Below are 21,306 nucleotides of genomic sequence, written 5' to 3'. Positions count from 1 at the left end.
CGGCTAGGCGGCCAGCGCGTCGCTGATCACCTTCAGGGCGCTGTCGATATCGGCCTTGTTCACATCGAGATGGGTGACGGCGCGGATGCGGTTGCCGGCGGCCGTGCCCATGCCGACGCCACGCTCCTTGCACGCCTCGACCAGGCGCAGCGGCGTCCAGCCGGGCTTGGTCACCTCGAAGAAGACCAGGTTGGTCTCCATGCGCGGCACGTCGATCTTCAGGCCCTTGATGTTGGCAATGCCTTCGGAGAGGTGGCGCGCATTGTCGTGATCCTCGGCCAGGCGGTCCCAGTTGTGTTCGAGGGCATAGAGCGCGGCGGCGGCGATGATGCCGGACTGGCGCATCGAGCCGCCCAGCATCTGCTTCTGGCGCCAGGCCTCATGGATGAACTCCTTCGACCCCGCCAGGCTGGCGCCGACCGGGGCGCCCAGGCCCTTGGTGTAGTCGAGCCACAGCGTGTCGACACAGGCGGCGTAGTCGCTTGCCTTGGTGCCGGACTGCACGACCGCATTGGCGAGACGCGCGCCGTCCATGTGCAGGCTGAGGCCGGCCTCGCGCGCCACCTTGGTCACGCCCTGCATGGTGGCGAGCGGCCACACCGTGCCGCAGCCGCCGTTCGACGTATTCTCGATCGACACGAGGCGCGAGCGCGGGGCGTTGCGGCTGTTGGGATCGCGATGGCTTCCTTGACCTGCTCGCCGGTGAAGACCCCGTAGGGGCTGTCGAGCATGCGGATCATGACGCCGGCATTGGCGGCGGTGCCACCCGACTCGGCGTTGATGATATGGGCCGTGCGATCGGCGATCACCTCGTCGCCCAGCCGGCAATGCACGCGGATGGCGATCTGGTTCCCCATCGTGCCGCTCGGCAGGAACACCGCGTCTTCCTTGCCGAGAATCTCGCACACGCGGTCGCGCAGGCGGTTGACCGTGGGGTCTTCCATCTTCTGCTCGTCGCCGACGTCGGCATCGGCCATGGCCTTCCGCATGCCGGGGGAGGGCTTGGTCTTGGTGTCGCTGTAAAGGTCGATGAAACGGTTTTGCATGGCGTGTTCTGATCTCCTGCGCCACCATAGCGGCAATCACCAGAGGGAGGAAACATGAGCCAATTTGCGGCCGAGCCCACAGATTCGGTCATGCCGGAGGAACTGCTCTACAGCGTCGATGGGGCGATCGCGACCGTTACGCTGAATGCACCGCAGCGCATGAACACGATTTCCGGCCCGATGCTGAAGCAGCTCACCGACGCGCTGGTGAAGGCGAACGAGGACCGCGCCGTCCGCGTGGTGATCCTCACCGGCACGGGCCGCGCCTTCTGCGCCGGCCTGAACCTCGAGGCGCAGAACAAGGGCACCGACAATCTGAGCGTCGGCTCGGGTGCCACGCCGACCAACATCGACCTGCGCAACACGCCGCCACCGGTTCTCCATTCGATGGACAAGCCGGTGATCTGCGCCCTCAACGGCTCCGCCGCCGGCTACGGCCTCGACCTGGCGCTGGGCGCCGACATCAGGGTCATGGCTCAGTCGGCCAAGCTTGCCGCCTCCTATGCCAAGCGCGGCGTGCTGCCGGAATCCGGCGGCACCTGGTATCTGCCGCGCATGCTGGGCTGGGCCAAGGCGGCCGAGCTGATCTTCACGGGCCGCACGCTGAATGCGGCGCAGTCGCTGGAGATCGGCCTGGTCAACAAGGTCGTGGCCGATGGCGATGTGATGGGCGCCGCGCGCGAGCTGGCGCTGGAGATCGCCGCCAATGCCCCGCTCGCCATCCAGGCCGCCAAGCGCATGATGCGCATGGCGTGGAACGAACCCTTCAACGAGCACGTCCATCATGTCTTCCTGCAGCTCCTGCCGCTGATGCAGACCGAAGACATGAAGGAGGGCATCAAGGCCTTCCTGGAGAAGCGGGAGCCGAGGTTCACGGGTCGGTAACCGGATTTTCCCGGCGAAGTTGGTTAAGGTCGCCCCTGCAGAATGCCTCCCTTGGAGCCCCTTCGATGACCCGCATCCTTGCCGCAACCACAGTGGCCCTCCTGCTCACCGCCGGTGCGGCGCACGCAGAGCCGGTCGTCTACACATGGACCGGGTATGGGATGAACGTCCCCGGCAGCGGCAAGTGTCCGACCTACAAGATGGTGATCGACGTCACCGTCGACGGTGAGTCGGTGAAGGGCAGGTTCCAGCAGGAAGGCCGGCCGGAGCGCAGCTTCGAGGCGACGCTCGGCCGGAACGGCGCCATCAAGACCGCGGCGATGGTCGGCGGCGGCGGCATCATGGACGTGATCGGCCAGATCAAGGAAGGCGATTCGAAGATCAAGCTCGACGGCTATTGCGTCTTCGAAGGCAAGCTGACGAAGAAGTAATCCGTCAGTCCATCGCGACCGCGACGCGGCCGGTGACGCTGCGCTCCAGCAGCGCGCGCATCGCCTGCGGGGCCTCGGGCAGGGCGTAGGTCCGGTCGACATGCGGCCGGCAGAGGCCCTGCTCGCACCAGCCACGGATGCGTTCCGCCAGGGCGAAGGTGCGTTGCGCTTCCTCGAAGCGCGCATCATGCGGGCTCCAGCCGACATAGTAGCCGTAGTTGAAGCCCATCACCGCCAGCGTCTTCACCAGCAGGATGTTGGCCGGAATCTGCGGGATCGTGCCGCTGGCGAAACCGATGGGGCAGATGCGCCCGCCCACGGCCATGCAGCGCAGCGACTGCGTGAAGACGTCGCCGCCGACCGGATCGTAGACGCGGTCGACGCCGCGGCCACCGGTGATCTTCAGCACCTCCTCGCGGAAGTCTGTGGCGCTGTAGTCGATCACATGGTCGGCGCCATGCGCCTTGGCGAATTCCGTCTTGCGCGCGCCACCCGCGGTGGCGATCACCGTTGCGCCCAGGATCTTGCCGATCTCGACGGCCGCCATGCCGACGCCGCCGGCGGCCGCATGGACCAGCAGCGTATGGCCGGACTGCACGTCCAACGCCTCCGGCCAGGTCAGTGCACCGGCCGAGGTCGGGTAGGAGATGGCGAGCTGGATCGCCTCGACGAAACCGACATTGCGCGGTTTCGGGAAGACGTTGACCTCGTGCGCCACGACTTCCTCGGCCAGACCACCCCAGTCGAGCACGGCCACGACCTCGTCGCCGACCTTGACCCGCTTGCACGCGGGATCGACCTCCGTCACGACGCCCGCCGCTTCTGTGCCGGGCGCGAAGGGGAAGGGCGGGCGGCGCTGGTACTTGCCCGCAATGATGAGCGTGGTGGCGAAGCTGACGCCGGCCGCGCGAATCCTGATGCGCACCTGGCCGGTCTTCAGCGGGGTCGAGTCGATCTCTTCCAGCCGCAAATCTTCGGGGCCGCCCCACTGGCGGCAGATCATCGCCTTCATGTCTCTCCCTCAACCGAGCTGGACCGGCAGCGCCTTCACGCCGCGCAGGATCAGCGAATCGTGCCACTCCGGCTCGGCCCCGCATAGCCTGATGTGAGGCTGTCTTTCGCTCAGCCGAATGGCGGCGATCTGCGCCTCCAGCCGCGCCAGCGGCGCGCCGAGGCAGAAATGGATGCCATGGCCGAAGGTGACGTGCGGGTTCTGCGCCCGGCCGATGTCGAACCGCTCGGGATCGGCGAAGGCCTCGGGATCGCGGTTGGCCGAGTTCATGAAGGCGAAGACGCGCTGGCCCTCGCGGATCGTCTTGCCGCCCATTTCGAGGTTGGCGGCGGCGACGCGGGCGAAGGCGCCGGACGGGCCGTCGTAGCGCAGGAATTCCTCGACCGCGCTTTCGGCCAGGGACGGATCGGCGATCAGCCGCTCCCACTGGTCGCGGTTCCGCATCGAATAAAGGAAGCCGTTGCCGATCAGGTTGCTGGTAGTCTCGTGGCCGGCGAACAGGAGCAGGATGCAGGTGCCGATGATCTCGTCGGTCGTGAGCGCGTCGCGGTCGTCGCGCGCCAGCACGAGATGGCTGATCATGTCGTCGCGCGGCTCGGCGGTGCGGTCCTCGACCAGGGCGCGGAAATAGTCCGACATCGCCTTGGCGCCCGATTCGGCGCGCAGGTACTTGTTGCCCGCGACCTGGGCGGTGCCGATGAACAGGGCGATGTCATCGGACCAGACCTTCACCCTTTCGAGGTCGGCGCGCGGTACGCCCAGCAGGTCCATGATCACCGAGGCGGGCAGCGGATAGGCGAAGTCGGCGATGTAGTCGACGGTCTCGCCGCGCCTCGCCTTGGCCTCCATGCCGTCGATCAGGTGGGCGACGATGGCCTCGATGTTGGGCCGCAGGTTGGAGACCGAGGTCGGCGTGAAGGCCTTGTTGAACAGCCGCCGCAGCCGCGTGTGGTCGGGCGGATCGCGGAACACCATCCAGTGGTTGAGGTAGCGGACCAGGCTGTCGATCGAGCCCCGCTGGTATTCGGGATTTGTCCTGAAGAAGGGCGTGAGTCGGTCGGCCGAGATCTGTTTGTTGTTCAGCGCCACCTGCTTCACGTCGGCATAGCGCGTGATGATCCAGGCCTTCATGGCGGGCGACCAGTGCACCGGATCCTCGTCCCGCAGCCGCGCGAACTCCGGGAACGGGTTGGCGTTGGTCGCGGGATTGCCGAGATCGAACACGTGAACCATGCTCAAACCTTACTTGAAATCAGCCACCAGGGGAGCGCCATGAGCAAGACCGTCGCCGAAGTTGTCGTCGAGACCCTGCAGTCGGCAGGCGTGAAGCATTGCTGGGGTGTCCCGGGCGATACGCTGAATTATGTGACGGATGCGATCCGCCGCAGCGACATAAAATGGGTCCATGTTCGCCATGAGGAAGTCGGCGGTTTCGCGGCCGGCGCCGAAGCCCTGCTGACGGGCGACCTCACCGCCTGTGCCGGTTCCTGTGGCCCGGGTAGCCTGCATTTCATCAACGGGCTTTTCGAATCCCACCGCAATCGCGCGCCCGTCGTCCTGATTGCCAGCCAGATTACCAGCGAGGAGCGCGACTTCGACTTTCCGCAGGAAGTCGACTTCGAGCAGGTCTATCGCAGCTGCAGCGTTTTCTGCAGCGAGATCCGCTCGCCCGCCCAGGCACGGCGCAAGACCGCGATGGCCTGTCAGGCGGCCCTGGCCAAGCGGGGGGTCGCCGTGCTGATCCTGCCGGTCGACATCTCCAAGGCGGCGGCACCCGAAGAGCCGGCCTTCGTCGTGCATCAGGCCAAGCCGATACTCCGGCCGTCCGATGCCGAGCTCGACCGGATCGCCGAGATCGTCAATGGCAGCCGGAAGGTCGCGATCTATAGCGGCTCTGGCTGCCAGGGAGCCCATGACGAGATCGTGGCCCTGGCCGAGCGGCTGAAGGCGCCGGTCGCCCACACCTCGCGCGCCAAGGATTTCCTGGAGTACGACAATCCCTTCAACGTCGGCATGACGGGCCTGCTCGGGACGGCCGGCGGCTATCACACGCTGAAGAACTGCGACACGCTCCTGCTGCTGGGGTGCGACTTCGCCTGGCGCCAATTCTATCCGGACGATGCGCGCATCATCCAGGTCGATATCGACCCGACCCATCTCGGACGGCGCCATCCGGTGGAGGTGGGCGTCGTCGGCGACATCAAGGCGACGGTCGCTGCGTTGGTGGGACGGATCGAACCGCGCGAGGATCGCACCTTTCTCGACGATTGCCTGGACCGCCACGACAAGGCGATGGAAACGCTCAACAAGCGGGCAACCGCCGTCGAGGGCCACAAGATCCATCCGCAATATCTCGCCACCCTGATCGACAAGTATGCGGCTCCCGATGCCGTCATCACCGCCGATGCCGGTTCGCCGACCGTATGGCTGCTGCGGCACATCACGGTGAACGGCCATCGGCGCACGCTGATCAGCCTGACCCACGGCACGATGGCGAACGCCATGCCGCAGGCGCTGGGCGCCAAGCGCGCCTTTCCCGATCGGCAGGTGATTTCGATGAGCGGCGACGGCGGGCTCACCATGCTGCTGGGCGACCTGCTGACGGCCATCCAGGAAAGGATCCCGATCAAGATCGCCGTGTTCAACAATGGCTCGCTGGGATTCGTCGAGATGGAGATGAAGGTCGAGGGGCTGCTTGATGCCTACACCGACTTGCAGAACCCCGACTTCTCGCGTGTCGCCGAAGCGATCGGCTTCCATGCGCGGCGGGTGGAGCGCGCGGCGGACCTCGAGGCAGCCGTGCAGGACTGGCTGGCACAGCCCGGTCCGGCATTGCTCGATGTCGTCACCAGCCGCATGGAGTTGGTGATGCCGCCCGTCGTCGAGCCGGCTCAAGCCTTCGGCACTGCGGTCTATTCCGCCAAGGCGATCCTCGACGGTCGTTCCGGCGACGTCTGGGACCTCATCCGGGAGAATATCTGACCCTTGAAAAGCCAAGGCGACCGGTCATATCAAACGACATGGCCAGGAAGATCGACGTTCGGGAGAAGCTGCTGAGTGCAGGCCTCGAGGCCCTGCACAAGCGCGGCTTCAATGCGACCGGTGTGCAGGACATCACCGATGCCGCCGAGGTGCCCAAGGGCTCCTTCTACAATCACTTCGCGAGCAAGGATGCGCTCGGCGTCGAGGTCGTGAAGCACTACACGGCGCTGGGCGAGGAGCGGCGGCAGTCGATGGTCGATGGGACAGGCGCCCCGCTGGCCCGGCTGCGGGCCTACTTCAAGACCCTGAACCAGCTCGGACCGGCGAACGGATACAGCTGTGGCTGCCTGCTGGGCAATTTCGGCGCCGAGCTGTCGAGCCAGAGCGCCGATATCAGGGCGGCGCTGGACGAGGCGCTTGCCAACTGGACGAAGGACATCGCGCGGGTCATTGCCGAGGCCCAGAAGTCAGGCGACGTGAGCCGAGATGTCCCGGCGGCCACGCTGGCCGCCTTCCTGCTCAACGCATGGCAAGGGGCGGTCATCCGCTCCAAGGTCGAGAAGGGTCCGGCGCCGCTCGACGCCTTCATGTCGGTCGCCTTCAACAAAATTCTCACCTGAGACAGGAAAACTCTCTGGAAGTCTCCGATCGAAAGAGTATCTCTAAGACGACCGGTCATCTTGACCTTCGGAGATATATCGTGAAAATCCAGAACTCAGTTGCCCTCGTGACCGGCGCCAATCGCGGCCTCGGCCTTGCCTTCACCCAGGCGCTGCTCGCGGGCGGGGCGCGCAAGGTCTATGCGGCCGCGCGCGATCCCGCATCGATCAAGCAGGCGGGCGTCCAGCCGATCCGGCTCGACGTCACCAAGCCTGAGGAGGTAGCGGCCGCCGCGCGCGATCTCGGTGACGTGACGCTCGTGATCAACAATGCCGGCATCATCCGCGGCTCCGGCTTCCTCGGCGAGAACGGCGTCGAGGCGGCGCGCGCCGAGTTCGAGACCAACTTCTTCGGCCCCGTGCTCGTCAGCCGCGCCTTCGCGCCGATCCTGGGCCGCAACGGCGGCGGTGCGATCGTGAACGTGCTGTCGGCCCTCAGCTGGGTCGCTTTCCCGAGTTCGTCGACCTATGCCGCGTCCAAGGCGGCCGCCTGGTCGTTCAGCAACGGCCTGCGTCACGAGCTGCGCGGGCAGGGCACACAGGTTCTCGGCTTGCATGTCGGCTTCATGGATACCGACATGGTGCGCGACGTCACGGCACCCAAGTCGAAGCCCGAGGATGTCGTGAAGGCGGTGCTCGAAGCACTGGAAGCCGGTAAGTCCGAGGTGCTGGCCGACGAGGTCAGCCGCCGTATCAAGCAGAACCTGTCGGCCGAGCCCGGCGTCTACTTGCTGCCGCCGGCGGCCTGAGCCCACGGGCCGAAGGGCGGCATGTCCTTCGAGGGCTTCAGCGGAAAGTCGGGGGCGCGCTTCTCGAAGAACGACTTGATGCCCTCCTGCGCATCGGCGCCGGCCGCGAGATGGCCGACGCATTGCAGGTCGAGCGTCACGGCGTCGAGCGGATCCTGCGCACCCCACATGCTCCACATCAGCCGACGGTTGACCGCCGCGGCGACCGCAGACGAAGTCGAGGCCGCGAACTTCGCGGCCAGCGCCTGCGCCGCCGGCAGCAGTTCCTCCGGTGCATGAACGGAACGGACGAGGCCGCCCTTCAGCGCCTCGTCCGCGCCGAACAGCTCGGCCGTCATCACCCATTCCTGCGCCCGCTGCATGCCGACCAAGCGCGGCAGGAACCAGCAGCTCCCGGCTTCCATCGCCATGCCGCGCTTGTTGAAGACGAAGCCGATGCGCGCGCTGCTCGACATCATGCGGACGTCCATCGGCAGGCACATGGTGATACCGACGCCGACGGCCGCACCGTTGATCGCCGCCACGATCGGCTTCAGGCAGTTGAAGATCGCCAGCGTGATCGAATCGCTGGCCTCACGCTTCTGTGGCTTGTTGCCGTCGTTCCAGACCTGGAAGGCGGCGGTACCGCCGGAAATGTCGGCGCCGGCGCAGAAGGCGCGGCCCGCGCCGGTGACGACGATGGCGCGGACCTCATCCATCGCATTCACGCGCTGGAAGAAGTCGATGAGTTCGCGGCTCATCGTGGTCGAGAAGGCGTTGAGCTTGTCGGGACGATTGAGGGTGACGGTCATCACGCCGCCCGCCAGATCCGTCAGCAAAGTCTCGTATTTCATGGCCCGAATGCCCTCCCGGCATTGTTCCGCCCAGCAAGACGGAATGTCGTTGCGTGACTGATTGGTTTGGGAAACATTCGCCGCAACACCCGCCCATCGCAATCCCGGAGGAAGTCGAATGTCCCACCTGATCAAGACCGTCGAAGACGGCGTCATGAAGATTGTGCTGAACCGCCCCGAAGCCATGAACGCGCTGAGCCGCGACATGATGAACGCGCTGACCCAGTCGCTCGAGGAAGCGGCGGGCGACCGTAGCATCGGCTGCGTTGTCGTGCGCGGCGCGGGCGACAAGGCCTTCTGCGCCGGTGGCGACGTGAAGTCGATGGCGGCGGGCCGCGACCAGGACAAGACCTACGAAGACAAGGTCCACGACATCCGCGTGCGCATGCATGTCTCCGAACTGCTGCACGAGATGGGCAAGCCCACCATCGCCATGGTGAACGGCGTCGCCGCCGGCGCCGGCCTGTCGCTGGCCCTCGCCGCCGACATGCGCTTCGCCGGCAAGAGCGCGCGCATGACGACGGCCTTCGCCAAGGTCGGCTTCTCCGGCGACTTCGGTTCGCACTATTTCCTGCACAAGTTGGTCGGTACGTCGAAGGCGCGCGAACTCTACTTCACGGCCGAGATCCTGAACGCCGAGCAGATCGAGAAGCTGGGTCTCGCGACCCGGATCGTCGACGATGCCAATCTCGATGCCGAGACGATGGCCTTCGCCAAGAAGCTGGCGGCCGGTCCGCGCGTCGCCTGGTGGCACGCCAAGAAGAACATGAAGGTCGCGGAAGAGGGCACGCTCTCCGAGGCGCTCGACAGCGAAGCCGCGCGCATGATCCGCACCGGCGAGACCGAGGATCACAAGGAAGCGGCCCGCGCCTTCGTCGAGAAGCGCGCCCCGAACTTCAAAGGCGTCTAGACTTCAAGGGCCTCTGAGCTTCAGCCAGGCGGCGAGGCGGGCCAGCGCGCCCGCCACGCCGTCCGGCATCGCCACCATGGCGGTGATCAGCAGCACGCCGTAGATCAGCGCCGAGAAGCCTTTGCCCAGTCCCGCCGTCACGTCGGGAAAGAACTGGAGGAAGAGGCCGCCCAGGATCGCGCCGCTTGCCGAGTGCATGCCGCCGATCACCAGGCCGAACAGCATCTGGACCGACAGCGCGAAATTGTAGCTACCCGGTCCCACGAACCCGAATTGCCAGGCCGACAGGCAGCCCGCCACGGCGAGATAGGCACCAGCGAGGCCGGAGGCCGCCGCACGCGCCTGCGGCACGCGAACGCCCTGCGCCGCCGCCGCGAGATCGTGATCGCGCGCCGCCTTCAGGGCGCGGCCGGAGCGGCTGTGGATCAGGTTGTGCGCGAGCCAGGTCCCGGCTGCCAATAGCGCGAGCGCCATCAGGAACGCCCAGCGGTCGTTGCTGAGGAAGCCGGCGGGCGGTGTCGGGAAGTCGAGATAGAGGCCCTGGACGCCGCCGGTCCACTGCTCGATCGGACGCCAGCGCAGGAGCTGCGGAAAGGCGATGACGACGGCATAGGTGACGAGCGCCTGGGTCCACAGGCTGTACGGTCCGGCGACCCGGCCAACGCCGTAGCCGGCGGCAAAGCCCAGGACCGGCGCGAGCAAGAGACCGGCGTAGCTGGAGAGCGGCGTATGAGCGCCGAGGATCGCCGCTCCATAGCCGCCGATGCCGAACAAAGCGGCCTGGGCCAGCGAGAATTGTCCGCTGACGCCGCACAGGATCACCAGCCCCATCAGCGCGATCGACCAGATCACAGCCTGCGTGAAGCGGAAGACGACGAAATCCGGGAAGCAGAACGAGAGGGCGGCCGCCGCCACGAAGCCCATGGTCCATACGGTCCGCATGGCGTTACGATAGTCCCTACAACAACCGAATGGGAGCGAAGCGATGAGACTGAGGCAATGCGTCTTCGTCTGCAAAGACCTGGAGAGCTCCACCGAGGAGCTGTGCGACATCCTCGGCATCGAGGTCGCCTATCGCGATCCCGGCGTCGCCAAGTGGGGCCTGGCCAACGTCGTCTGCCCGACCGGCAACGACTTCCTCGAGATCGTGTCGCCCTTCAGGGACGGCACCTCGGCCGGCCGCTACATCGAGCGTCGCCACGGCGACGGCGGCTACATGGTGATCCTGCAGGTGCCCGACGCGGCGGCCGAGCGCCAGAGGGTCACCGCGCTCGGCGTCCGCGCCGTGGCGGAGAAGGACCTGCCCGAGTACCAGTACACGCACTTCCATCCCTCGGACACGAACGGCGTTCTGCTGTCGCTCGACACGACCTTTGCGCCGCAGGGCACCGATCCGGCGCTGTGGTGGCCGCCGGCCGAGAAGGACTGGCTGAAGCATGCGCGCTCCGACGTCACCAACGGCCTCGCGGGCGTCGAGATCCAGCATGACGATCCCGACGGCGCCGCGGCCTCCTGGTCGCGGATCCTGAACCGCCCGGCCGTCGACAACATCATCCGGCTCGACGGCTCGCAGATCCGCTTCGTGCCGATCGTCGACGGCCGTGGCCCCGGCGTGTCGGCCTACGACGTGAACGTCGTGGATCGCGAACGCGTGCTGGCCGCCGCCGAGAAGCGCCACCGCCGGCATGGCGTCGGCCAGGTCGAAGTGTGCGGGTGCCGCATCAATCTCGTATAAGTAGAGGCCCGGAAACCCAAGCGAGCCTTGCCCATGCCGACCCTCGATCTCCCGGATGGCAAGAAGCTGAACTATCGCGAGGAGGGCAACGGTCCGGCCCTCCTGCTGGTGCACGGCTCCCCCGGCGACAGCCGGTCCTGGGGCCGGGTCGCGCCCCATCTTCGTGACCGGTTCCGCGTGCTGGCCGTCGACCTGCCGGGCTATGGCGGTTCCGACCGCGTGCCGGACGCGCCGGTCGGTCGAGCGGCCCTGATGGGTGCGGCGGTGGCGCGTCTGGCGGAAAGCATCGGTGGCCCCGTGCGGCTGGCGGGTCATTCCTATGGCGGTGTCGTCGCGGTGCAGGCGGCGGTGCAAGCGGCACCCGGGACCATCGAGAAGATGGTCCTGTTCGAGCCGGTCTTCTTCCGGGCGCTCGAAATCACCGGCGACAGGGAAGCCCTCGAGCCCGCCGTGGCGCACTTCGAGGCCTACGCAACCCGCGCCGCGGCGGGGGAATCCGGCGTGGTGCGACTGATGATCGACTACTGGTTCGGCGAAGGGGCCTTTGCCCGCATGCCCGATCCGGTGCGGGGCTATCTCGACGCCAACGCGCCACGCAATGCGCTCGACGTTCACAGCAGCCTCAATGATACGGCGACCGCCGAGCAGCTTGCGACCCTCACGTCGCCGGTCCATGTGATCTACGGCGGGACGAGCCCGGAGATCGTGCGGGCGATCGGCCGCAGCATGTTGCAGCTCTTGCCCAATGCTCGAATGGAAGCGCTTGCCGGCGCCAATCACGGCATGCTGGATAGCCATCCCGAAGCGGTCGCCAGCCTGATCGCCGGCTGAGGATCATGCTGCGCATCACGTCGTTCGTCATGGGCCATCTCGTCTCCGCCGTCCTGGTGGGAGCGGGCGCGGGCGCGTTCCTCGATGTCCGGGCGTCGCTCTACTTTGCGCTCGCTTTGTTGGTCGGCGCCGCCGTGAGCTCGCGCGTGTGCCAGTGGAAACCTGGTTTCGAAGCCGCCGGCTGGAAGCTCTGGCTGGTCGCCGTGATCGCCAACCCGATCCTGTTGGCGTCGCTGGTCTTCATGGCCCTCGACTGGGAATGCGTCGTGGGCGTGCGTCGCGGCTGGAACTGCATCGCGGCGGCGATTGCCATCGCTGCCGCGAGTCTTTGTCTTCTGCCACCGGTCGGCGGCGTCGCCTGGCGCGGCTGGAAGCGCTACCGGGCGCGTCCGCGTTAGGCCGCGAGCGAGTTGGCGAGCCGGCCGCGGATCATCTCCTCGGCCTCGCCAACGATGCGCTCGACCAGCTCCTTGCAGGTCGGGATGTCGTTGATCAGGCCCATGCAGGTGCCGGCCGACCAGATGCCGTGCTCCATGTCGCCGGTCTCGTAGACGATCTTGCCCTTGGCACCGGCGACGATCGGACCGATCTCCTGGATGGTCTTGCCCTCGCCTTCCATCTCGATCGTCTTCTTGGCGATGCTGTTGCCGTAGACGCGGCTGGTGTTGCGCATGGTGCGCAGGATCAGCGAGGTGCTGCGCTCGTCGGAGGAGACGATCTTCTCCTTCACGTTCTGGTGGATCGGCGCTTCCTTGGTCGCCATGAAGCGGGTGCCCATGTTGATGCCCTCGCAGCCCAGCGCCAGCGCCGCCACGAGCCCACGCGCATCGGCGAAGCCGCCCGAGGCGATCATCGGGATCTTGATGACGTTGGCCGCGGCCGGCAGCAGCACGAGGTTCGGCACGTCGTCCTCGCCGGGATGGCCGGCGCATTCGAAGCCGTCCATCGAGATCGCATCGACGCCCGCCTTCTCGGCCGAGAGGCCGTGACGGACGGCGGTGCACTTGTGGATCACCTTGACGCCGGCTTCCTTCAGCTTGGGCAGGAAGGGCTTGGGATTGTTGCCGGCCGTCTCGACGATCTTGATGCCGGAATCGATGATGGCGTCGATGTACTCGCCATAGGGGCGCGGCACGAGCGTCGGCAGGATGGTGAGGTTCACGCCGAACGGCTGGTCCGTCATCTCGCGGCAGCGCTTGATCTCCTTGCGCAGGTCCTCGGGTGTCGGCTGGGTGAGGCCGGTCAGGATGCCGAGCGCACCGGCATTGGAGACGGCCGAGGCGAGTTCGGCGCGGCCGACCCACTGCATGCCGCCCTGCACGATCGGGTGCTTGATGCCGAACATCTCGGTGAAGCGCGTCTTGATCATCTTGCCGTTTCCCCTTGGGTGAGTTCCCCAAGCATTAGCGAACCGGCGCGGCGGGGGCCAGCCCACGGATCGCAGCGTGGCAATACCGTCCGCAATGCGGATCAGATCTGGTCGATGAACGAAATCGTGTCCTCGAGCGTGGGCGCGCGCTGGCGCAGAAGGCCCGAAAAGGCGCCGACGATGTCGATGTGATCGACGCCGGGATAGAGCTTCAACTCAGCTTTGCCGCCCGCCTTCCGCCAGGCCTCGGCTAGCCGCTCGCTGTTGAACGGCTTCACGGTCGTGTCCGTGGTTCCGTGCAGCAGCAGGATCGGCGGCAGGGGCGCGCGGGCATAGGTGATGGGTTGCGTCTCGCGGCGGTCCGGCGCGCCGAAAATCTCCTGCAGACGGCGCGAGGTCAGCGGCAGGAAATCGTAGGGCCCGGCAATGCCGATGCCGCCCGGCAGCTTCATGCGGTCGACACCGGCAGCGGCGAGATAGGGTGTGTTGGCGACCATCATGATCGCGATGTAGGCGCCGGCCGAATGGCCGGCGACGAAGAGCTTGTCCGTGCCGACTTTCTTTGCCGCCCACGCTGTTGCCGCCGCGCCATCGTCGAGGAAGGTCGGGTAGAGCACTTCTGGATAGACGCGGTAGTCGGGAATGATGGTGGCGATGCCGCGTGCCGCGAGAGCCTGCCCCACGAACAGGTAATCGCCCTTGGCGCCCGAATCCCACGAGCCGCCATAGAAGAAGATCACCGACTTAGCATCGGCGCGCGGCTGGTCGGGCGTGTAGACGTCGAGCTTCTGGCGCGGAAGGCTACCGTAAGGGATGTCGGCGTCGAGCGTGTAGCCGGAGCGCGAGACGGTGGTGTTCAAAAGCGCTGCGGGAGAGCAGCCGCCGAGCAGGCCGAGGACACTGGCAATGAGGCCTCGGCGCGCCAGCGTCATGCGGTCGAGGCGAGGTCGCGCACCTGATCCGCCAGCGCCAACGAGGCGGTGAGGCCGGGCGATTCGATGCCGAACAGATGGATGAGGCCCGGCACGCCATGATCGGCGGGGCCCTTGATGGTGAAATCCTGCGCCGCCGCGCCCTGCGGCACGATCTTGGGGCGGATGCCGGCATAGCCCGGCTGCAGCGAGCCGTCCTTGATTCCCGGCCAGTACTTGCGGACCGCGGCGTAGAATTTGTCGGCGCGATGCGGATCGACCGTGTATTCGATGCCGTCGATCCATTCGACGTCGGGGCCGAACTTCGCCTGGCCACCCATGTCGACGGTGATGTGCACGCCGAGGCCGCCCGGCACGGGCACCGGGTAGATGAGGCGGGAGAAGGGCGAGCGGCCGGTCAAGGTGAAGTAGTTTCCTTTGGCGTAGTACGCGGTCGGAATGTGCTCGGATGGCATCCCGACGAATTTTTTCGCGAGCGTCGGCGCATGCAGGCCGGCCGCGTTGATCAGCAGCCGGCAACGCAGGTTCATCGGCTCGGTTCCGCCGACCTCGATCTCGACGCCGTCCTCAACGACGCGGCCGCTCTTCACCGGGCTGTTGAAGGCGAACATCGCACCATGGCTCTCGGCATCGCCCTGCAGCGCCAGCATGTAGGAATGGCTGTCGACGATGCCCGTGCTGGGCGAGAACAACGCTGCCGTGCATTGCAGGTTGGGTTCCATCGCCATCGCCTCGGCGGCGCTCAGGAAGCGCATGCCCTCGACGCCGTTGGCTTCCGCACGACCCTTGATCTCGGCGAGCTTCTCGGCCTCGGCCTCGTTGGTCGCCACGATCAGCTTGCCGCAATTGAGATGCGGCACGCCGTGCTCCTTGCAATAGGCATAGAGCATGCGCCGGCCGGCGACGCAGGAGCGCGCCATCAGGCTGCCCTTGGGATAGTAGATGCCGGCGTGGATGACCTCGGAATTGCGCGAGCTGGTTTCGGTGCCGATGGCATCGGCTGCCTCCACGACGATGACCTCGCGGCCTGCAAGGGCAAGGGCGCGGGCGACGGCAAGGCCTACAACACCTGCGCCAATGACAACGCAGTCGACGGTTTCGAACGGGGACGAATTCATGGTCGCATGCTAGAACCGCCGCCTCTTTCAGTCACCAAGGGCGGGTGTCGCAGCATGAAAGGCGCGTTGGTCACGGGGGCGGGGATACGGATCGGCCGTGCGCTGGCAATGGCGCTGGCAGCCGACGGGTTTTTCGTCTTCGTGCACTACAACCGTTCGGCGGCGGGCGCGCGGGAGACCGTGGCGGCGATCCGCAAGGAAGGCGGCAAGGCGGTCGCGGTGCGCGCCGATCTCACTGCGGCGCGGCAGGCCGAAGGGCTGGTGGCTAAGTGCCGTGCACGCGGCGTGCGGCTCACCTGCCTGGTGAACAGCGCCTCGCTCTTCAAGCTCGACCGGGCGCCGACGGCGACGGCGGCCGATTTCGACCTGCACATGGCCGTCAACCTGCGGGCGCCGCTGCTGCTCGCCCAAGCGCTGGCGCGGCAGCTTCCGGCGGAAGAGACCGGCCTGGTGGTGAACGTGCTCGACCAGAAGCTGTTCAACCTCAATCCCGACTTCCTGACCTACACGCTCTCCAAGATCGGCCTGCAGGGGCTGACGACCCTGCTGGCGCAATCCTTCGCGCCGCGTCTGCGGGTGGCGGGTATTGCGCCGGGCCTGACCCTGCGCAGCGGCAGCCAGACCGATGCGCGCTTCGCCGAGCAGCATGCCGCCAATCCGCTCGAGGTCGGCGTCCAAGTCGAGGATCTCGTGCGTGCGCTGCGCTTCATCGTGGCGACGCCGAGCTACACCGGCGACACGATCATCGTCGACAGCGGCGAGCACCTGACCGGCCGCCCGCGCGACATCGCCTTCGACAGGAAAAAGAAGAAGTGACCATGGCCGCCCCCTCCGAGCGCCGCATCTTCATCCGCGACCTGCGCCTGCAGGTCTCGATCGGCATCTACGATTTCGAGCTGGCCAAGCCGCAGGCCGTCGTCATCAACGTCGAGCTGCTGTTGGGCGGGCCCGAGCGCGCGGCCGACGACAGCATCGCCAATGTGCTGAACTACGACATCATCCACGATGGCATCGTGGCGCTTGCGGGAAGCCGGCACTTCAACCTGCAGGAGACGCTGGTCGAGGCCATCCTCGATCTCTGCCTGGCGCAGGCGCAGGTCGCCGAAGCCCGCGTTTCGACCGAGAAGCCCGACGTCTACAAGGATTGCCGTGTCGGTTACGAGGCGGTTCGCCGTCGTTCGCCGGGCTGAGCGCAGGCTCCATGTCACCTTCCGTCGGTGCGCTGCGGCGCGCCACCCTGGTGCTGTTGTTCGCCGCCCTGATCTGGGGATCGATGATCCCGGTCCTGGCAGCGCTGGCCGAGCACTACGACAACTGGCTTCTGTCCTGGTCGCGCTACATCCTGGGCCTGCCGGTCCTGTGGCTGGCGGTGCTGATGAGCAAGAAGCCGGCAGCAGCGCCGCGGCCGCTGCAGTGGGAACGCCTGCTGCGCCTGGGTGCGGCGATGACGGCCTTCTCGGTGCTCTACACGTTCGGCGTGGCACACGCCCATCCGGCGACCTCGGCGATCGTCCTGATGTGCGGGCCGATCTGGGCGACCTTGCTGTCGCGCGTGATGCTGGGATCGACCACGCCGCCCGGCTTCCTGTTCACGCTGGTGCTGGTGGTCGCGGGCGGCGTCGTCGTCGTGCTCGGAACGCCGGGCCGTGCGCCGGGCTCCTTCGGCCTCGAAGGCGGCGAGGGGTTGCTGGTGATCGCCCAGCTCTGCTGGACCTGGTACTCGATCCGCGCCCAGCAATGGCTCTCCGATCGTGGCCAGATCGCCCTGTCCGCGCTGACCTCGACGGTGGCCAGCGTGCTGCTGGGCATCGTCTGTGCGGTCGTCTGGGCGCTGGGCGGCCTCGCCTGGCCGACGCGTCCGCCGACGCCGGTCGAATGGGGCATGGTTTTGTGGATCGGCGTGCTCGGCGTTGCCGTCGCAGTTCTGCTCTGGAACACCGGCGTGTCGCTGGTCGGCGTGCCGGTCGCCTCGCTGTTCGCCAACTCTGCGCCGGTCTTCGCCATCGGCCTCGCTGCCCTGATGGGACGCGAGCCGAGCTGGCTGCAGGTCTTTGGCGGCGTGATCGTGCTGGCGGGCATCGCCCAGCTCCAGATCCGCCAGATGCGGGCGGCGCGGCGATGACGACGGCGCCCGCACGCGACCGGCATCACATGCTGGGCGCCTTCGCCGCGATGGTGTTCGTGGGCCTGGCCTGGGGCGCCAACGTGCCCGTCTCCAAGGTGATGCTCCAGCACTTCGACCTCGTGCCGATGCTGACGGTTCGAACCGTGGTCGCCGTGGCGACGTTGGGCGTGCTGCTGGTGCTGGTGGAGGGCGTCGGCAAGCTGCGCATCGAGCTCGGCCTGAAGCGCTTCCTGCTGATCGGCCTGATGATGAGCGGCTTCTTCACGATCTTCCTGGTGGGCATCCGGTTCAGCAATCCGATCTCGGCCTCCGCGGTGCAGGTGGCAGGGCCGCTGATCGCGGCGGCAACCGTGCGCCTGGTGACGGGCGCGCGTTTCGACCCGGGATTCGGCGTGGCTTTGGCGCTCACCCTGGCCGGTGGGGCCATCCTCGCGGCCGGGAGCCTGTTCGGGCAGGGCGCGCTGACCCTGGGGGGCGGCGAGATCATCGTGCTGCTCTCCAACGCGCTCTGGACGCTTTACAGCCTGAAGGCGCAGGCTTGGTTCGACCGCGCGAGCCAGCTCCATCGGACCTATGTCGCGTCGCTGTCGGCCCTGGGCTGGATGGCGATCCTCAGTGTCGTGCTGGTGGGGCTGGGCTGGGCGCATTCGCCGTTCGCGGTGAGCGATGCCTGGGTGTGGAGCCAGCTCCTGCTCGTCGCCGTCTTCGCGAGTGGCATGGGCGCCTATCTGTGGAACGTCGGCGCCAGCCGGCTCGGTGTCGCAATTGCGTCGCTCTGGGTGAATCTCGTGCCGTTTTTCGCCGTATTATGGTCAATGACCTATGGCTTCATCCCCAACGCCTACCAGATCGCCGGTGGGCTCGTCGCCCTGAGCGGCGTCGTCTACATGCAATGGCGAAAGCTGCAAACGACAAAACGCTGAGATAGGCTCTGCCATGCCCGACATGTCCTTCCCCCACCTCAAGGTATCGAATTGCCGCTGGCTCTCCGTCCCCGGACGAGGCGACGTGCGCGGCAAGATCAACTTCCTGGAGTTCGATCATCAGCTCGGCTTCACGGTTCGGCGCCTTTTCTGGTTGCACGACATCGCCCCCGACCAGTGGCGCGGCCGGCACGGCCATCGCGAATCGCACCTTGTCACCCTGGTGATGAACGGCTCCTGCCAGGTCCATCTCGACGACGGCAAGGCGAAGGAGACGGTCGTCCTCAACGATCCGGGACGGGCGCTGCATATCGGGCCGATGGTCTGGCACGAGCTGGACAACTTCGCGCCGCAGACCGTCATCCTGGTCATCGCCTCGACGCTGTACGACGAGAGCGAGTACCTGCGCGACTACGAAGCCTTCAAGCGCGAGGCGCTGTCGGCGAGCGGCGCATGATCCCCTTCCTCGACATGAAGTCGGTCTACACCGAGCTCAAGCCCGAGCTCGATGCCGCCTATGCGCGGGTGATGGAGTCCGGCTGGTTCGTGCTCGGCAAGGAAGTCGAGGCCTTCGAGAACGAGTACGCGGCCTTCTGCGGCACCAGGCACTGCGTCGGGTTGGCCAACGGCCTCGAGGCCCTCGAGATGACGTTGCGCGCCTGGGACATCGGTGCCGGCGACGAGGTGATCGTTCCGTCCAACACCTACATCGCGACCTGGCTGGCGGTGACGGCGGTCGGCGCCAAGGTGGTGCCGGTCGAGCCGACACCCGGCGGCCCGAACATCGATCCCGATCGCATCGCGGCGGCGATCACATCGCGCACCAAGGCGATCATGCCGGTCCATCTCTACGGCCAGCCGGCCGACATGGATGCGATCACGGCGCTGGCCGCCAAGCATGGGCTGAAGGTGGTCGAGGACGTGGCGCAGGCGCAGGGCTCCAAGGTGCGTGGAAGGCGGGCCGGCTCTCTGGGCGACGCCGGCGCGCACAGCTTCTTCCCGAGCAAGAACATTGGCGCTTTCGGGGATGGCGGGGCCGTCACGACCGACGATCCGAAGCTTGCCGAACGGCTTCGTACGCTGCGCAACTACGGCAGCCGCGTGAAGTACGTGAACCTGGAAAAGGGCGCGAATTCACGCCTCGACGAACTGCAGGCCGCTTTCCTGCGGGTGAAGCTTCCGAAGCTCGATGAATGGAACGAACGGCGGCGTCTTGTGGCGGCGCGTTACGACGACAAGCTCGCGGATTTGCCGAACCTTGCTTTGCCGAACGTGCCGCAATGGGCGGAGCCGGTCTGGCACCTCTACGTCGTGCGGACGCCCCGCCGTGCCGATCTGGTCAAGGCGTTCGAGAAGGCCGGCATCGGGTCGCTTATCCACTACCCGATCCCTCCGCACCTGCAGGAGGCCTATGCCGAACTCGGCCAGGGCAAGGGGACCTATCCCCTTGCCGAGAAGCTGGCCGAAACGGTGCTCAGCCTTCCGATGGGACCCCACATTCCAGTCGAGTCCGTCGACAAGGTGTGCGGCGTGATCCGGCAGGCGCTCGCCGCCTAAAGCTCCGGCGCGGCGTGGATGCCGCGATAGTTGCGCTGGTAATCCCAGTAGCCGTCATAGCCGCGCTGTGAATAGGTCGGCTGCTGGGCGTAGCTGTACTGGTAGGTCGTGGTCCGGTAGGCGCTCGGCGGCGCCGTGTAATAGCCCGGCTGCGAATAGTAGGTCGTCGTCGCGTAGCGCGGCGCCGGCGAATAGGCCTGATAGGGCGTGTAGCCCGAACGGTAGCCGCTGCTCGGGCCGTAGTAGGATTCCGACGCACAACCGGCGACGGTCGCGGCCATCAGGGCCGCCGCAATGATGCCAGTGACTCGCATGGCGCTCTCCTTGTTCTGTGCTGAGTCAACACAGGAGAGCTTGCGCGGGTTGCGGCCTAAACCCCGCTTCCCTCGTTTTGCCACAATCGCGTCAGCGAAGAACGCCTCCGGCGTTCCTAGTGATTGTGCAGGATCTGGCCGAGGAACAGCTTGGTGCGCTCGTTCCGGGGATTGGCGAAGAACTCTTCCGGCTCGTTCTGTTCGACGATCTCGCCGCGGTCCATGAAGATCACGCGGTCGGCGACGGCGCGGGCGAAGCCCATTTCGTGGGTGACGCAGAGCATGGTCATGCCCTCGCGCGCCAGCTCGATCATGACGTCGAGCACTTCCTTCACCATCTCCGGGTCGAGCGCCGAGGTCGGCTCGTCGAACAGCATGATCTTGGGCCGCATGCAGAGCGCCCGGGCGATCGCCACGCGCTGCTGCTGGCCGCCGGAGAGCTGGCCGGGATACTTCAGCGCCTGCTCGGGGATGCGCACCCGCTTCAGCAGGCCCATGGCGATCTCCTCGGCCTCCTTCTTCGGCATCTTCTTCACCCAGATCGGCGCCAGGGTGAGGTTGTCGAGGATGGTGAGGTGCGGGAAGAGGTTGAACGACTGGAACACCATGCCGACCTCGCGGCGGATCGCCTCGATGTTCTTCACGTCGTTCGACAGGGTGACGCCGTGCACCACGATGTCGCCCTGCTGGTGCTCCTCCAGCCGGTTGATGCAGCGGATCAGGGTCGACTTGCCCGAGCCCGACGGTCCGCAGATGACGATCTTCTCGCCTTCCTTCACGTCGAGGTTGATGTCCGTCAGCACGTGGAACTGTCCGTACCACTTGTTGACGCCCTTGAGCTGGATCACCGATTCGACCTTCGAGAGATCGCGGGCGGTTGCGGCCATGAGTTGCT

Annotated in this window: 26 protein-coding genes; 15 read left to right on the top strand and 11 right to left on the bottom strand. The window is 66.5% G+C overall.

All coding sequences use genetic code 11. From position 1 onward, the window contains the following. Positions 1-3: 3 nt before the first annotated feature. A complete protein-coding gene (locus AC1ROX_RS12140) occupies positions 4-639 on the bottom strand; it encodes a threonine aldolase family protein (RefSeq protein WP_493125786.1) in 636 nt (211 codons plus the stop codon). Beyond that, positions 570-1,046 (bottom strand): threonine aldolase family protein, encoded by a 477-nt coding sequence (locus AC1ROX_RS12135; RefSeq protein WP_493125784.1) that lies wholly within the window; start codon positions 1,044-1,046, stop codon positions 570-572. The genes AC1ROX_RS12140 and AC1ROX_RS12135 overlap by 70 nt, the downstream gene beginning before the upstream one ends. 54 nt (positions 1,047-1,100) lie before the next feature. On the opposite strand from AC1ROX_RS12135, the gene AC1ROX_RS12130 reads away from it, so the two are divergent. Continuing rightward, positions 1,101-1,931: an enoyl-CoA hydratase/isomerase family protein gene (locus tag AC1ROX_RS12130; RefSeq protein ID WP_493125782.1), complete on the top strand. Its 831-nt coding sequence runs from the start codon at positions 1,101-1,103 to the stop codon at positions 1,929-1,931. A gap of 65 nt (positions 1,932-1,996) precedes the next feature. Continuing rightward, positions 1,997-2,362 (top strand): hypothetical protein, encoded by a 366-nt coding sequence (locus AC1ROX_RS12125; RefSeq protein WP_493125780.1) that lies wholly within the window; start codon positions 1,997-1,999, stop codon positions 2,360-2,362. Positions 2,363-2,366: 4 nt separating this feature from the next. Here AC1ROX_RS12125 and AC1ROX_RS12120 read toward each other — a convergent pair whose 3' ends face one another. Continuing rightward, on the bottom strand, positions 2,367-3,374 hold the full coding sequence (locus tag AC1ROX_RS12120) for an NADPH:quinone oxidoreductase family protein (protein WP_493125778.1): 1,008 nt from the start codon (positions 3,372-3,374) through the stop codon (positions 2,367-2,369). Positions 3,375-3,383: 9 nt separating this feature from the next. Further along, on the bottom strand, positions 3,384-4,607 hold the full coding sequence (locus tag AC1ROX_RS12115) for a cytochrome P450 (protein ID WP_493125776.1): 1,224 nt from the start codon (positions 4,605-4,607) through the stop codon (positions 3,384-3,386). 39 nt (positions 4,608-4,646) lie between these two features. Between AC1ROX_RS12115 and AC1ROX_RS12110 the strand changes: the two genes are divergently transcribed. The 3 genes from AC1ROX_RS12110 (at position 4,647) to AC1ROX_RS12100 (ending at position 7,764) form a co-directional block, all read left to right on the top strand. After that, entirely contained in the window at positions 4,647-6,356 is a 1,710-nt protein-coding gene (locus AC1ROX_RS12110; protein ID WP_493125774.1) for a thiamine pyrophosphate-dependent enzyme, read from the top strand. A gap of 38 nt (positions 6,357-6,394) precedes the next feature. Then, on the top strand, positions 6,395-6,976 hold the full coding sequence (locus tag AC1ROX_RS12105; protein ID WP_493125772.1) for a TetR/AcrR family transcriptional regulator: 582 nt from the start codon (positions 6,395-6,397) through the stop codon (positions 6,974-6,976). A gap of 80 nt (positions 6,977-7,056) precedes the next feature. Beyond that, positions 7,057-7,764 carry an SDR family oxidoreductase gene (locus tag AC1ROX_RS12100; protein WP_493125770.1) on the top strand — a complete coding sequence of 236 codons (708 nt, stop codon included), beginning with the start codon at positions 7,057-7,059 and terminating at the stop codon, positions 7,762-7,764. Here AC1ROX_RS12100 and AC1ROX_RS12095 read toward each other — a convergent pair. Next, positions 7,740-8,597: an enoyl-CoA hydratase-related protein gene (locus AC1ROX_RS12095; protein ID WP_493125768.1), complete on the bottom strand. Its 858-nt coding sequence runs from the start codon at positions 8,595-8,597 to the stop codon at positions 7,740-7,742. The genes AC1ROX_RS12100 and AC1ROX_RS12095 overlap by 25 nt on opposite strands. Before the next feature lie 118 nt (positions 8,598-8,715). Between AC1ROX_RS12095 and AC1ROX_RS12090 the strand changes: the two genes are divergently transcribed. Continuing rightward, positions 8,716-9,507, top strand: coding sequence for an enoyl-CoA hydratase (locus AC1ROX_RS12090; RefSeq protein ID WP_493125766.1), 792 nt, complete (start codon positions 8,716-8,718; stop codon positions 9,505-9,507). A gap of 3 nt (positions 9,508-9,510) precedes the next feature. Here the strand turns inward: AC1ROX_RS12090 and AC1ROX_RS12085 are convergent, their stop codons facing one another. After that, positions 9,511-10,449, bottom strand: coding sequence for a branched-chain amino acid ABC transporter permease (locus tag AC1ROX_RS12085; protein ID WP_493125764.1), 939 nt, complete (start codon positions 10,447-10,449; stop codon positions 9,511-9,513). A gap of 43 nt (positions 10,450-10,492) precedes the next feature. Between AC1ROX_RS12085 and AC1ROX_RS12080 the strand changes: the two genes are divergently transcribed. Genes AC1ROX_RS12080 through AC1ROX_RS12070 form a run of 3 tightly spaced genes read left to right on the top strand, consistent with a single transcriptional unit; the run spans position 10,493 to position 12,471 of the window. Beyond that, complete coding sequence (locus AC1ROX_RS12080; RefSeq protein WP_493125762.1) at positions 10,493-11,242, top strand: VOC family protein; 750 nt, start codon at positions 10,493-10,495, stop codon at positions 11,240-11,242. Between the two features lie 33 nt (positions 11,243-11,275). Next, a complete protein-coding gene (locus tag AC1ROX_RS12075) occupies positions 11,276-12,073 on the top strand; it encodes an alpha/beta fold hydrolase (RefSeq protein ID WP_493125760.1) in 798 nt (265 codons plus the stop codon). Positions 12,074-12,078: 5 nt separating this feature from the next. Next, a complete protein-coding gene (locus tag AC1ROX_RS12070; RefSeq protein WP_493125758.1) occupies positions 12,079-12,471 on the top strand; it encodes a hypothetical protein in 393 nt (130 codons plus the stop codon). Here AC1ROX_RS12070 and AC1ROX_RS12065 read toward each other — a convergent pair. The 3 genes from AC1ROX_RS12065 to AC1ROX_RS12055 form a co-directional block, all read right to left on the bottom strand. Beyond that, positions 12,468-13,442 (bottom strand): NAD(P)H-dependent flavin oxidoreductase, encoded by a 975-nt coding sequence (locus AC1ROX_RS12065; protein WP_493125756.1) that lies wholly within the window; start codon positions 13,440-13,442, stop codon positions 12,468-12,470. The two genes, AC1ROX_RS12070 and AC1ROX_RS12065, sit on opposite strands and share 4 nt — an antisense overlap. 101 nt (positions 13,443-13,543) lie before the next feature. After that, complete coding sequence (locus AC1ROX_RS12060; protein ID WP_493125754.1) at positions 13,544-14,302, bottom strand: alpha/beta hydrolase; 759 nt, start codon at positions 14,300-14,302, stop codon at positions 13,544-13,546. 68 nt (positions 14,303-14,370) lie between these two features. Continuing rightward, positions 14,371-15,492 (bottom strand): NAD(P)/FAD-dependent oxidoreductase, encoded by a 1,122-nt coding sequence (locus AC1ROX_RS12055; protein ID WP_493125752.1) that lies wholly within the window; start codon positions 15,490-15,492, stop codon positions 14,371-14,373. A 54-nt stretch (positions 15,493-15,546) separates the two neighbouring features. Here AC1ROX_RS12055 and AC1ROX_RS12050 point away from each other — a divergent pair, with 54 nt between their 5' ends. From AC1ROX_RS12050 to AC1ROX_RS12025, 6 genes are read left to right on the top strand one after another with little or no spacing between them, the layout of a single operon-like run. Further along, entirely contained in the window at positions 15,547-16,308 is a 762-nt protein-coding gene (locus tag AC1ROX_RS12050) for an SDR family oxidoreductase (protein ID WP_493125750.1), read from the top strand. Between the two features lie 2 nt (positions 16,309-16,310). Then, positions 16,311-16,682: a dihydroneopterin aldolase gene (locus tag AC1ROX_RS12045; protein ID WP_493125748.1), complete on the top strand. Its 372-nt coding sequence runs from the start codon at positions 16,311-16,313 to the stop codon at positions 16,680-16,682. 11 nt (positions 16,683-16,693) lie between these two features. Further along, complete coding sequence (locus tag AC1ROX_RS12040; protein WP_493125747.1) at positions 16,694-17,614, top strand: DMT family transporter; 921 nt, start codon at positions 16,694-16,696, stop codon at positions 17,612-17,614. Then, positions 17,611-18,540 (top strand): DMT family transporter, encoded by a 930-nt coding sequence (locus tag AC1ROX_RS12035; RefSeq protein ID WP_493125746.1) that lies wholly within the window; start codon positions 17,611-17,613, stop codon positions 18,538-18,540. Before AC1ROX_RS12040 ends, AC1ROX_RS12035 begins: the two co-directional genes overlap by 4 nt. Positions 18,541-18,553: 13 nt before the next feature. Then, the gene (locus AC1ROX_RS12030) at positions 18,554-18,997 is read left to right on the top strand and encodes a sugar 3,4-ketoisomerase (protein ID WP_493125745.1); all 444 of its coding nucleotides are present in this window, start codon (positions 18,554-18,556) and stop codon (positions 18,995-18,997) included. Further along, the gene (locus AC1ROX_RS12025) at positions 18,994-20,097 is read left to right on the top strand and encodes a DegT/DnrJ/EryC1/StrS family aminotransferase (protein ID WP_493125744.1); all 1,104 of its coding nucleotides are present in this window, start codon (positions 18,994-18,996) and stop codon (positions 20,095-20,097) included. Before AC1ROX_RS12030 ends, AC1ROX_RS12025 begins: the two co-directional genes overlap by 4 nt. Here AC1ROX_RS12025 and AC1ROX_RS12020 read toward each other — a convergent pair. Next, complete coding sequence (locus AC1ROX_RS12020) at positions 20,094-20,411, bottom strand: hypothetical protein (RefSeq protein ID WP_493125742.1); 318 nt, start codon at positions 20,409-20,411, stop codon at positions 20,094-20,096. The genes AC1ROX_RS12025 and AC1ROX_RS12020 overlap by 4 nt on opposite strands. 116 nt (positions 20,412-20,527) lie before the next feature. Further along, positions 20,528-21,298, bottom strand: coding sequence for an amino acid ABC transporter ATP-binding protein (locus tag AC1ROX_RS12015; protein ID WP_493125740.1), 771 nt, complete (start codon positions 21,296-21,298; stop codon positions 20,528-20,530). Positions 21,299-21,306 lie beyond the last annotated feature (8 nt).

It is taken from the genome of Reyranella sp. GW821-FHT14A01 (assembly GCF_058803965.1).
This window is presented reverse-complemented; position numbering and strand designations above follow the sequence as displayed.